The sequence below is a fragment of the Nocardia sp. CNY236 genome, from assembly GCF_000482385.1.
Taxonomy (GTDB): Bacteria; Actinomycetota; Actinomycetes; order Mycobacteriales; family Mycobacteriaceae; genus Nocardia.
The window spans coordinates 94612-107305 of the sequence record NZ_KI519393.1; the positions used below are offsets into that span (position 1 = coordinate 94612).

The following is a 12694-nucleotide window of genomic DNA, read 5'->3' on the forward strand; positions in this document are numbered from 1 at the left end:
ACACTGATGCCATGGCCCAGTTCTCTCGCCCCACTCAGGAGTGGTTCGACGGCGCATTTCCGGCGCCCACGCCCGCTCAGTTGGGCGCCTGGCAGGCGATCGCGGCCGGTGAGCACACCCTCGTCATCGCACCCACCGGGTCCGGCAAGACACTCTCGGCCTTCCTCTGGGCGATCGATCGACTGGCCACCCGAAAGCTGCCGACCGAGCCCGCCGGCACCTCCGTGCTGTACGTGTCACCGCTGAAAGCGCTTGCCGTCGACGTGGAGCGCAACCTGCGCGCGCCACTGGTCGGAATCACGCAGACCGCCAAACGGCTCGGACTCGAGCCTCCGGAGATCACCGTCGGAGTTCGTTCCGGTGACACCACTGCCGCCGCACGACGCTCGATGCAACGCACCCCACCGGACATCCTGATCACCACCCCGGAGTCGCTGTTTCTCATACTCACCTCGGCGGCACGACAGACGCTGCGCAATGTCCGGACCGTGATCGTGGACGAAGTGCACGCCATCGCCGGGTCCAAACGCGGCGCCCATCTGGCGCTGTCGCTGGCTCGCCTCGATCTACTCACCGAACGACCGGCGCAACGCATCGGTTTGTCCGCCACGGTTCGCCCGCCCGAGGACATCGGGCAGTTTCTGGTCGGCGCGGCACCGATCACAACGGTCGCACCGCCCGCGCCGAAGACGTTCGATCTGTCGGTCCGGGTGCCGGTGGCGGATATGACCGAGCCGGGTGACTCCGATCAGCCGGGGTCGATCTGGCCCCATGTCGACGAGGCGATCGTGGATGTGGTGCTCGAGCATCGGTCCTCGATCGTATTCGCCAATTCGCGCCGGCTGGCCGAGCGCCTCACGGCCCGGCTGAACGAGGCGCATGCGGCGCGGGTGGGGCAGCCGGTCCGCACCGACCACAAACCCCCCGCCCACCTCGGGGCGTCCACCGAGGTGACCCACGGCGCAGAACCCCTGCTGGCACGCGCGCACCACGGTTCGGTCAGCAAAGAGCAGCGAGCACTGATCGAGGACGATCTCAAAAGCGGGCGGCTACGCTGCGTCGTCGCCACCAGTAGTTTGGAACTCGGCATCGATATGGGAGCGGTCGACCTGGTTGTTCAGGTAGAGGCGCCGCCGTCGGTCGCGAGCGGCCTGCAGCGGATCGGGCGGGCCGGGCATCGAGTCGGCGAGATCTCGCGCGGGGTGATCTTCCCGAAGCATCGCACCGACGTGATCCACTGCGCGGTCACGGCACAGCGCATGTCCACCGGCCTGATCGAGGCGATCCAGATCCCCGCACACCCACTCGACGTTCTCGCACAGCAGACCGTCGCCGCGTGCGCCCTGGATCCAATCGATGTCGACGCGTGGTTCGAGGTCGTGCGCGGTACGGGGAGCTACGCCTCGCTGCCGCGGTCGGCCTATGAATCGGTGCTGGATCTGCTGTCGGGGCGCTATCCCTCCGACGAGTTCGCCGAGTTGCGACCTCGAGTGGTCTGGAACCGAGACGCCGGGACACTCACCGGCCGACCCGGTGCGCAGCGGCTGGCCGTGACCTCGGGTGGCGCGATTCCCGACCGCGGCATGTTCGCGGTGTACATGGTGGGTGAAAAGGCCTCACGAGTGGGAGAACTCGATGAGGAAATGGTCTACGAATCCCGGGTCGGTGACGTGTTCGCCCTCGGCGCGACGAGCTGGCGAATCGAAGAGATCACCTACGATCGAGTACTGGTGACGCCCGCGTTCGGCCAGCCGGGCCGGCTGCCGTTCTGGCACGGTGACGGACTGGGACGCCCTTCGGAACTCGGCGCGGCGCTCGGCGAATTCGTGCGTACGGCCGGGCGACCACGTACCGGCGAACCAACCGAGGCGGCAATCGACCAATCGACCGGCCTGGACGACAATGCCACGGCGAACCTGGTCGCGCTCCTCGACGAACAACGAACCGCAACCGGGCACCTGCCCACCGACCGCACCCTGGTGGTCGAACGCTTCCGAGACGAGCTGGGCGACTGGCGGCTGGTGCTGCACTCGCCATTCGGTCTGCCCGTGCACGCACCGTGGGCATTGGCTGTCGGGGCCCGGCTGCGCGAGCGGTTCGGCGTGGACGCCGCGCCGAACGCCTCCGACGACGGCATCGTGGTGCGGCTGCCCGACACCACCGACGATCCGCCCGGCGCCGAGCTTTTCGTCTTCGAGGCCGAGGAGATCGACGACATCGTCACCGAGCAGGTGGGCGGCTCGGCGCTGTTCGCCTCCCGATTCCGGGAGTGTGCCGCTCGCGCCCTGTTGCTGCCGCGCCGCGACCCGGGCAAACGCGCCCCATTGTGGCAACAGCGGCAGAGATCGGCCCAGCTGCTCGACGTGGCACGCAAGTTTCCCCAGTTCCCGATTCTGTTGGAGACCGTGCGGGAATGCCTGCGCGATGTCTACGACCTGCCGGCGCTGCGTGGGCTGCTCGGCCAGGTGGCGCGCCGGCATGTGCGGCTGATCGAGGTCGAGACCGCGACGCCGTCGCCGTTCGCCAATGCTCTGCTGTTCGACTACATCGGACAGTTCATGTATGACGGCGACAGTCCGTTGGCCGAGCGCCGCGCAGCCGCACTCTCGCTCGACTCCGGTCTGCTCGCCGAGTTGCTGGGCCGAGTCGAGCTTCGCGAACTGCTCGATGCCGCGGTGGCCGAACAGACGGAGCGGGAACTACAGCGACTCACCGCTGAGCGACACGCGAGAGATGCCGAGGGCTTGGCCGATCTGTTGCGACTACTCGGGCCGCTGACGGCTGCCGAGGCCGCCGAGCGCTGCGCCGCGGACCCGACCGCGTGGTTCGCCGACCTCACTGGCGCGCGCCGAGCGCTGGAAGTGTCGTTCGCCGGCCGCATCTGGTGGGCGGCGGTGGAAGACGCCGCCCGCCTGCGTGACGCCTTGGGGGTTCCCCTACCGATCGGCACTCCGGCGGCGTTCATCGAACCGGTAGCCGACCCGCTCGGCGATTTGATCGGCCGCTACGCCCGTACGCACGCCCCGTTCGGGACCGAGGCGGTCGCAGCCAGGTTTGGGCTCGGGGCGGCGGTCGCTGCCACCGCACTGCACCGACTGGTGGCGGAGAAGCGTGTGGTCGAGGGCGAATTCACCCCCGGGTCCACCGGGGGTGAATGGTGCGACGTCCAGGTGTTGCGCCGACTGCGTCGCCGTTCGCTCGCCGCGGCACGACACGAGGTCGAGCCGGTCACCACCGCCGCGTTCGGCCGTTTCCTCCCGGCTTGGCAGCATGTGGGTACCGATGCGCTGCGGGGCGTGGACGGGGTGGCGGCGGTGGTGGAACAACTTGCCGGCGTCCCGATTCCGGCATCGGCCTGGGAGTCGCTGGTTCTGCCCGCGCGGGTGACCGACTACACCCCGGCCATGCTGGACGAACTCATGGCCACCGGGGAGGTGATCTGGTCCGGTCACGGCGCCATCACCGCCAAAGACGGCTGGATTGCCCTGCACCTGGCCGAGCAGGCCGCCCTCACGCTCGCACCGCCGGATGACATCGACCCGACCGACGTCCAACAACGACTCCTCGCTGTCCTGGGGGCCACCGTCACATCCCGGATGCCTCTCGGACCAACCGGCGCCGACCCGGTCGTCGGGCCGCCAGCCGGTGGGGCGTTCTTCTTCCGGCAGCTGTCGGATGCGACGGCCCTGCTCGACGACACCGCGGCGGCCGCGCTGTGGGAACTCGTCTGGGCAGGATTGGTCTCCGGTGACACCTTCGCGCCGGTGCGGGCATTGTTGTCCGCACCGACCCGCACCACCACAGCACACCGGACTCCGCGACGAGCGCCGCGAGCGCGGTCCTATCTTCCCCGACCGAATATGCCCACCCGCTCCGGCCCGCCAGCCGTGGCTGGGCGGTGGTCTCTACTGCCCGAGCGGGCCTTCGACAACACGGTCCGTGCGCACGCCGCCGCGGATCTGCTTCTCGAGCGGTACGGCGTCCTGACCAAGGGCTCGGTGCAGAACGAAGGAGTACCGGGCGGCTTCGCACTCATGTACCGCGTACTGACCGAGTTCGAAGATCGCGGGCGGTGCCGGCGTGGGTATTTCATCGACACGCTCGGTGGGGCACAGTTCTCCACCACCGATGTCGTGGACCGCCTGCGCGCTGTCGACACCGACCGCGCCGGCGCCGAGCCCGAGCGGCTGCCGCAGACGACCCGAGCGCTGGCTGCCTGCGATCCAGCCAACCCGTACGGGGCCGCGCTCCCCTGGCCGAAGAGCGACATCGACGGCGGACACCGTCCCGGGCGCAAAGCTGGTGCGCTGGTCGTTCTGGTCGACGGAGAGTTGGTTCTCTATGTGGAACGCGGTGGCAAGACCTTGCTGACCTTCACCGAGGACCCCGACACCCGCCGCAGCGCGGCGCACTCGCTCGCCGAGCTGGTCCGGCAGCGCCGGGTGGACTCGCTGGTCGTGGATCGGGTCAACGGAGAAACCGTGCACGGCAACACCTTTGCCGGATTTCTCCTCGAGGCGGGCTTCGCTGCCACCCCACGTGGACTTCGACTACGACGCCACCCATGAACGGGTTCGGTGCGGCGCGTGGTGGAGTACGCGCGATTGCGCCTACAGTCCGTCCCATGAACCGACGACTGCGCAACCGAGCCGTCGAGGTTCCCTTCGAGCGGGCAGGATCGTCGGATGCCTGAGGGCGACACCGTCTTCCTGACCGCCAAACGCCTGCATGCGGCGCTGGCTGGAAAGATATTGACCCGCAGCGATTTTCGGGTACCACGGTATGCGACCGCCGATCTACGTGGCCAAACGATCGAGAACGTGGGCAGCTATGGTAAACATCTGTTCATTCGCACGCCGACGATGAGCGTTCACAGCCATCTGAAACTGGAGGGCAGCTGGCGGGTGTTCCACCGTGGACAACGATGGACGAAGCCCAGGGTCGCAGCGCGGGTCGTGTTGGGGATCGAGCAGCTGGAGGCCGTCGGGTTTTCGCTGGGCACCGTCGAGGTGCTACCCGGGCGCGACGAGCATCGGATCATCGATCATCTCGGACCCGACCTGCTCGGACCCGACTGGGATGCCACCGAAGCCGTGCGGCGGTTGGCACGCCATCCCGGCCGGCCGATCGGGGTAGCGCTTCTCGACCAGCGCAATCTGGCTGGTATCGGAAACATCTATCGCAGCGAGGTGTGCTTTCTGCGGCGGGTGCATCCCGCCACTCTCGTCGCCGATGTCCCGAATCTGCTCGCCCTGGTCAACGAAGCGCGCCGCATTCTGACCGAAGCCGTCGACACACCGGTGCGCCGGCCACTGGCCTACGGCCGCGCCCGCCGTCCGTGCCAGCGCTGCGGCACCCCACTGGCGAGCGAGCTGCTCGGCGAGACCGCACCCGACTACGATCGCGTGGTGCAGCGCGAACGCGGAATCTACTATTGCCCTCGCTGCCAGCCGGCCCCGGCCGGTTGATCCGACTCCCCTACGGCTGATCGAGCACACGCGCCCTCAGCGCTCGGAGGGCACGGGTTCCAAGATCTGCGGACGAGGTTCGGGAGCCGCGATTCGCAAGGCGTCCGCTGACACGTCATCGGGCTGGGTTTGCGAGCAGATTTCCGCCTCCACCCGTGCCCGATAGGTCTCGACCTCCCAGTCGATCTCCTCGTCGTTCCACCCCACGATGGGTGCGACCAGCTGCGCTACCTGCTCGGCGCAGTTGACACCGCGGTGTGAGTACTCGATCGAGATCCGGGTGCGGCGCGCCAGGATGTCGTCCAGATGCAAGGCGCCCTCTGCTGCTACGGCATACACCGCCTCTACCTGCAGATACGACGGGGCGTCCGTAATCGGTTGCAGCAGTTCGGGCATTCCATCCGCGAAGGCCACAACTTCATCGATCAGCGAACCGTATCGGTCGAGTAGATGCTTGATGCGATACGGGTGCACGCCGTAGGCCTGCGCCAGCTGCACCGTCTGGTTCACCAAGGCGAAATAGCCGTCCGCGCCCAGCAGCGGCACCTTCTCGGTGATCGAGGGGGAGACCCGAGCCGGTATGTCCTGCGCCGCTTCGTCCACCGCATCGCAGGCCATCACGCGATAGGTGGTGTACTTGCCCCCCGCGATGCCGACCAGGCCGGGTGCGGGGCGGGCGACAGCGTGCTCACGCGACAGCTTCGAGGTCTCGTCGATCTCTCCCGCCAACAGCGGACGCAGACCCGCGTACACGCCGTCGATATCGGCGGGGGTGAGCGGGGTGACCAACACTTGGTTCACCCGTTCGAGCAGGTAGTCGATATCGGCTTTGGTGGCGGCCGGATGCGCGAGATCGAGGTTCCAGTCGGTGTCGGTGGTGCCGATGATCCAGTGCGTGCCCCAGGGGATCACGAACAATACCGAGGTCGCGGTACGGAGGATTATCGCCGCATCGCTGACGATCCGGTCGCGCGGCACCACGATGTGCACGCCTTTGGAGGCGCGCACATGAAACCGACCTCGCTGATGAGACAGTGCTTGGACTTCGTCGGTCCAGACGCCGGTCGCATTGACCACCACGTGCCCACGAATCTCCCCGGTGCGCCCGTCCTCGGTGTCACGCACCGTGACGCCGACCACTCTGTCGGCCTCGCGCAGGAGACCGATCACCTGCGTCGACACGCGGATCGTGGCGCCATAGTGCGCCGCGGTACGCGCCACGGTCATGGTGTGGCGCGCGTCGTCGACCACCGTGTCGAAGTAGCTGACGCCGCCGATCAGCGCGTCCCGCCGCAGCCCCGGGGCCAGCCGCAACGCACCCGCACGCGTCAGGTGGCGTTGACCGGGAACGGATTTGGCTCCGCCCATGGAATCGTAGAGGACCAAACCCGCTGCGACGTAGGGCCGCTCCCAGGCGCGATGGGTCAACGGGTACAGGAAGCGCAACGGCTTGACCAGATGCGGCGCCAGCGTGGACAACGACAACTCACGCTCGCGCAGCGCCTCACGCACCAGTCCGAACTCCAACTGTTCCAGATAACGCAACCCGCCGTGGAACATCTTGGACGACCGACTGGAGGTACCCGATGCGAGATCACGTGCCTCGACCAGCGCGACCTGGAGCCCTCGCGTAGCCGCATCCAGCGCGATCCCTGCCCCAACCACCCCTCCGCCGACGACGACGATATCGAAGTGCTCCGTACCGAAGCGCTCCCACGCTGTCCTGCGCTGCTGCGGACCGAGGAACTGCGAACTCGGTTTCATGCTCGACTCCTCCAGCCGACGCGGAATGTGCCCGATCGAGCGTTTCTCTCCAGGCTAGTGCGAATCCCCGCCCCCGGACCGGCCGCCGCCGACATCGTGTCGTGATCGAACTACTCGCCAGTAGCGCCAACGATCCCGACCGACCGGCGGGCACACCTGTCGCGCAGTGACCCGCGCATTCGCGGCCAGCAGCTAACCGAGAGCACTCGCGAGCCGATCGACGGCCAGATCCAAGGTCGCCGCGTCGAACGTGGTGAAGCACATCCGCATGGAGTCGCGATAGCCACCGCCGACCGCAAATGCCGAACCAGGAACGTAGGCCACACCCGCGGCGAGCGCCTCCGGCAGCAACCGATCGACATCGGTGCCGTCGGTGAATTGCGCCCACACGAACATGCCGCCCGAGGCGTCGCGACAATGCACCCGGTCCCCGATCCGCGTACGCATCGCGTGCACCAGCGCCTTCGCGCGCTCGCCGTAGACCTCACGGACATGATCGACATGGTCGGTGAGCCAGGGCACGTCGGCGAGCACGTCGGCCGCGATCTGTTGAGCCAGTGCCGAACCACACAGGTCGGCACCTTGTTTCAACAGCTCGACCGCACGGCAGACCGGTTCGGGCGCGACCATCCAACCCACGCGCAGACTGGGCGAGACGATCTTCGAGGCGCTGGAGAGCCGGATGACATTGCGGGAGTGGGACGCCACGGGAGCGGGAGCCGGGCTGTCGAACCACAGCTCACCATACGGATCGTCCTCGATCACCCAGAAGCCGTATTCTTCGGCCAGCCGTGCCAATTCTCGACGCCGCTGCGAGCTCAGGGTCACGCCGCCCGGATTGTGGAAATTGCTCACCGTGTGCACCACGGCCGGGCGCGCCCCACCGGCGAGCAGTGCGGCCAAATCGTCGGTGCACATGCCCTCGGCGTCCAAGGGCACTGTGACGATGCGGGCATCTGCGGTTCGAAAGGCCTGCAGCGCACCGACATACGCTGGATCCTCCACCACGACCAGTGCACCCGGATCGAGCAATACATCGGCCAGCAACGACAGAGCTTGTTGGGATCCGTGGGTCACGAAGATCTCGCCGAGTTCCACCGAGCGGCGCAACCTCGTCGACTCCCGATCCGCGAGCACCTCGCGCAAGGGCATCCAGCCCGGTGACTCGGTGTACTGCAAACAGCGATTGTGACTCAGTGCGGCCTCTGCCGCGGCGGCCAGGCGCTCCCGCGGCATCAGCTCGACGTCCGGCAGCCCGCCGGCCAGACTGACGACATCCCCCCGTGCGGTCAGCTTCAGCAGGTCACGAATCGCCGAACTCCGCAGTCCGTCGAGCCTGCCGGCCAACGGTGGGTGGGTTGGTGACATGAGCGACCTCCTGGAGCACGCGGGACTCCACTGTCGCACATTCTCGATCAGAATTCGAAATATTCATCCCATGATGTGATATTTCGTGGCTGCGCCTCGAACGACAGCCAACATCCGGGGTTACGCCGCTCCTGGTCCGTGCGGCAGTTCGCGCGATCTCGGTCGCCGCTAGCCGACGTCGATCTGCTGGACCAGGACCTTGCCGTTCCGACTCACTGTGGTCACCATCTGCGAATATTCCTGTTTGGTTCCGTCGGGTCGGTATTCGGTCAGAACGACGCCGAACGTATCGCTGGTCAATTCGGTGATCGTCAGGCAATGCTCGGTGCCCACCGCCACCTGCTCGTCGATTCCCTTCTGGATGACCTCTGCACTGGAAATGTTCGTCGCGTCGGGGGCGACGAACCGCCGCGCGCGCTCTCCGCTGCGCTCGACGTAGAAGGCGTGCTGGAAGCCGAGAATCGCGCCCGCGCCGCTGCTGACGTCGCCGGGCCCATTGCCCACGGTCACCGCGCCGTCGGTGTCGGACTCACACCGCGATGCCGCCGCAGCACCACCGGCCCGAGACTCGGCGCTGGTGTCGCTGTCGCCACGAGTAGCCACGATCGTCACGATCAGCGCGATCACTGCCACGACGACCGCGCCCGCACCGAGCAGGACCGACAACGACGAGGACCCAGCACGTCGCACCGACACCGGCGCCGCGGGGCCGGTCGGCGCCAACCGCTTGGCGATCGGATCCTCGGCCCAGGACAAGCCCGGCTCGGAAGGCTCGGGCGGCTTCGGCACACCACCCTCGGTGGTCGGATGGTTCCACCACAGTTCCCGCTCACCACCAGCGGCCTGTGGGAGCCCGGTCTCCGTGGCGGGCTGCTCTCGCCCCGGTGACGGGGGCGCAGTCGAGTCATCGGTGTGGGCCCCGGAATCCGGGGCGCGATACTGCGATCCGGGCGCCGAGGTCGCATCATCGGCCGGACGCCAGGCGAGTTCGGGATGGTCGGTCGGCCGGTGGGGCGCTTGCCACCCTACACCGGTGTCGGTTCCCGCCGGCGGGCCGAATTCCGACACCGGCGGACCGAATTCCCCGAGTGGCGGGCCGAACTCCGAACCAGACCGATCGGATTCGTTCTCCTTCGCATCACCCTCGGAAGCCACAGCCAATCCTTTCCCAGGACGCACAGGTGGGGCGGTCGTGAACGACCGCCCCACCCATCGAAATCGGTTCGTGTCAGTACTGGAGTGAACCACCCCACTGGGTGACGACACCACCCACCTCGAAAGTTTGCGGCTCGATCTCACCCGGCGGCAGCGGCAATTCGATATTCGCCGCGGCCTCCAGCGCGGCCGCACCGCCCGGCTGCTCTCGAATCCAGTCCTCCACCGCCGCTCTGGCCATGTTCAGTTGCGTGGTGTCGAGCACCATGGTGGTGCCGTTGTCGGCCGTTCCCTCACCACCGGTGTAGGTGGTGATGTGAATGGTGTTCATGTCGATGAACTCCACCGAGGCACCGGCCTCGCCCACACCCGTCGGCGTGCTGTAACCGATCGTGCCGACATAGCCTGCCTCGTTGGCGAAGTGGTGAGTGTTGGCCACATATCCCGGCATCAACGTGCCACCGTCGATATTCCCACCGACCTCTGCGTGCGGGCCGGTCATTTCCACAACCGGCGCAGGTGGCGCCGCATCCAGTCGGGGTGCTTCCCACTGAGGCTGCGTCCAGATGGAACTGTCGGACTGCCCTGCGTCGGAATTCTGTCCGTTCCCCGCATTCGCCGGTGGTGTGACCTGCTGATCGGTCCCATCCTCCGGCACGGTCGCGGCAGGTGGCTCGCTGTCCTGCTGGCCGGGGACCGGCAACGGCGCAACTCGGGGGGTGGTCACCCCCGGCTGCTGCGGCTGCTCCACCATCAGATCGTCCCCGTCGCCCGGCTGCTCCGGCGAGGTGACGCCAGGCTGACGTGGCGATTCGTTCTCCGGCGTCGTCTCCTCTGGGGTGGTGACACCGGGCTGCTGCGGGGTCGAACCGTTCTCCGGCATCTGCTCCGGGGTGGTGACGCCCGGCTGCTGCGGAGTCGTCTGCTGCTCCGGTGTCTGCGGATCCTGCTCGGATTCGAGTTCCGGCGACTCCGGCTGGGTAGCCTCCGGCGTGCTCGACGGCTCGTCGGCGTCCGGCTGCGCTGGAGCTGGGGTCGGTGGGGTGGTCGGCTGATCGTCGGGAGCCGCCCCCGCCGGCGCAGCGAAGAGAGTGGCCACTGCAGCCGCTGTGGCCAGTGGCAGCGATGTACTCGCCATCACTCGCTGCGCCCGGCTCGGCTTACGATGTTTCACTTTTCGCAAATCCCTTCCCGGATGCGACCTTCCGATCACATTCAGTTGCCTCTGGGTGAGACGCCTGACCGTCGAACGATCCGAGCCGTCCGCCGTGTCTATCTGGAAAGAGCTTGTCCCCCACAACGAACCTCGCGACCGCCCTACGATCGCATCTCTGCGCAGAGAGTGAACCATACGAGAGCGGTATGGGCAACGCGGCGAATAACCGTGGGTGACAATGCAGCCCACAGCAACACGGCACGATCGGTATTCGCCCAGACCACTGTCGGAGCTCCTGCTACGGCCGCATCCACCGAACCGATGTCACCCCAAGTCGTCGTGCCTCATGAGCAAACGCGCCGCCTCGGTCACCGAACCAGTGAGCGACGGGTAGACGGAGAACGTTTGCGCCAAGTCGTTGACCGTCAGATTGTTCTGCACGGCAAGCGCAATCGGCAGGATCAACTCCGAAGCGATCGGCGCGACGACGACGCCGCCGATCACCACGCCGGTCGCCGGGCGGCAGAAGACCTTGACGAAACCGCGGCGCAGACCGGACATCTTCGCGCGCGGATTGGTGTTCAGCGGCAGCATCACCGTACGCGCCGGCACCTCACCGTTGTCGATCGCGGTCTGGCCCACGCCCACGGTCGCGATCTCTGGTCGGGTGAACACCGCCGATGCAACGGTCTTCAGCCGAATCGGGCTGACGCCCTCGCCCAGGGCGTGGTACATCGCGATGCGTCCCTGCATCGCGGCCACCGAGGCCAGCGGTAGTACACCGGTGCAATCGCCCGCGGCATAGATGCCGGGCACCGGAGTGCGCGATACCCGGTCCACCCGCAGATAGCCGCCCCGGTCCAGCTCGATACCCACCCGCTCCAACCCGAGGCCCGCAGTGTTGGGTGTCGAGCCGACGGTCATCAGTGCGTGTGATCCGGAAACCACACGACCGTCGGAGAGCTCGACCACGATGCCCTCGGCGGTACGCCCTACCGCGTCCGCGCGCGCATGTTTGAACAATTCGACGCCCCGCTCGGCCAGCGCGTCCTCCAGAACGAGCGCCGCATCGGCGTCTTCGCCGGGCAGTACCCGATCTCGGCTGGACACCAGCTTCACCCGCACACCCATTTCGGTGTAGGCGGAGACGAACTCCACACCGGTGACACCCGAACCGACCACCACCAGCGTCTCCGGCAGCCCCTCCAGGTCGTAGAGCTGACGCCAGGTGAGAATGCGCTCGCCGTCGGGTTCGGCACCGGGCAGCACGCGGGGGCTGGCACCGGTGGCGATCAACACCACTTCGGCCTCGATGGTCTGCTGCTCACCGCCGACGAGGTCGACCCGCACTCGATGGGCGGCCAAGCCTCCGGCCGAATCGATCAATTCGCCGCGACCGGCCAACACCGTCACCCCGACGGTTTGCAACTTGGAACGGATATCCGAGGACTGCGCCAACGCCAGGGCCTTCACCCGCCCATTGACCTCCGGCAACTGCACCTGCGCCTGGTTCGGGTCCAAGGTGATCCCGAGGTCGCGAGCGCGGCGCAGGTCGGTGCGCACGCCGGTCGAGGCGATGAACGTCTTGGACGGGACACAGTCCCACAGCACGCACGCCCCGCCGATACCATCGGAATCGATCAGCGTCACCGACGCCCCGTGTTGGGCCGCCACCAGCGCCGCCTCATAGCCGGCCGGTCCACCGCCGATGATCGCGATGCGGGTCATGGATACCTCCGCTCGAGCATTCGCACCGGGATCTCCGGCACACGGTAGACGGTAT

7 protein-coding genes are annotated in these 12694 nt (G+C 67.3%); 2 read left to right on the plus strand and 5 right to left on the minus strand.

Annotated elements, in window-relative coordinates:
• The first annotated feature begins 11 nt into the window (after positions 1-11).
• Positions 12-4568: an ATP-dependent helicase gene (locus K940_RS0122005; protein ID WP_028479228.1), complete on the plus strand. Its 4557-nt coding sequence runs from the start codon at positions 12-14 to the stop codon at positions 4566-4568.
• 117 nt (positions 4569-4685) lie between these two features.
• Positions 4686-5468 carry an Fpg/Nei family DNA glycosylase gene (locus K940_RS0122015; RefSeq protein ID WP_028479229.1) on the plus strand — a complete coding sequence of 261 codons (783 nt, stop codon included), beginning with the start codon at positions 4686-4688 and terminating at the stop codon, positions 5466-5468.
• 36 nt (positions 5469-5504) lie between these two features.
• Here the strand turns inward: K940_RS0122015 and K940_RS0122020 are convergent, their stop codons facing one another.
• The 5 genes from K940_RS0122020 to K940_RS0122040 form a co-directional block, all read right to left on the minus strand.
• Positions 5505-7232: a glycerol-3-phosphate dehydrogenase/oxidase gene (locus K940_RS0122020; RefSeq protein ID WP_036529843.1), complete on the minus strand. Its 1728-nt coding sequence runs from the start codon at positions 7230-7232 to the stop codon at positions 5505-5507.
• Positions 7233-7424: 192 nt separating this feature from the next.
• Positions 7425-8600 carry a PLP-dependent aminotransferase family protein gene (locus K940_RS0122025; protein WP_028479231.1) on the minus strand — a complete coding sequence of 392 codons (1176 nt, stop codon included), beginning with the start codon at positions 8598-8600 and terminating at the stop codon, positions 7425-7427.
• A 168-nt stretch (positions 8601-8768) separates the two neighbouring features.
• On the minus strand, positions 8769-9755 hold the full coding sequence (locus tag K940_RS0122030; RefSeq protein WP_028479232.1) for a hypothetical protein: 987 nt from the start codon (positions 9753-9755) through the stop codon (positions 8769-8771).
• Between the two features lie 73 nt (positions 9756-9828).
• The gene (locus K940_RS0122035; protein WP_231390476.1) at positions 9829-10929 is read right to left on the minus strand and encodes a hypothetical protein; all 1101 of its coding nucleotides are present in this window, start codon (positions 10927-10929) and stop codon (positions 9829-9831) included.
• A gap of 306 nt (positions 10930-11235) precedes the next feature.
• On the minus strand, positions 11236-12639 hold the full coding sequence (locus K940_RS0122040) for an NAD(P)H-quinone dehydrogenase (protein WP_028479234.1): 1404 nt from the start codon (positions 12637-12639) through the stop codon (positions 11236-11238).
• Positions 12640-12694 lie beyond the last annotated feature (55 nt).

What these genes read in the sequence shown, in the direction of transcription:
- K940_RS0122005 (WP_028479228.1), top strand. Translation starts at nt 12, where the DNA reads ATGGCCCAGTTCTCTCGCCCCACTCAGGAGTGGTTCGACGGCGCATTT.
- K940_RS0122015 (WP_028479229.1), top strand. Translation starts at nt 4,686, where the DNA reads ATGCCTGAGGGCGACACCGTCTTCCTGACCGCCAAACGCCTGCATGCG.
- K940_RS0122020 (WP_036529843.1), bottom strand. Translation starts at nt 7,232, where the DNA reads ATGAAACCGAGTTCGCAGTTCCTCGGTCCGCAGCAGCGCAGGACAGCG.
- K940_RS0122025 (WP_028479231.1), bottom strand. Translation starts at nt 8,600, where the DNA reads ATGTCACCAACCCACCCACCGTTGGCCGGCAGGCTCGACGGACTGCGG.
- K940_RS0122040 (WP_028479234.1), bottom strand. Translation starts at nt 12,639, where the DNA reads ATGACCCGCATCGCGATCATCGGCGGTGGACCGGCCGGCTATGAGGCG.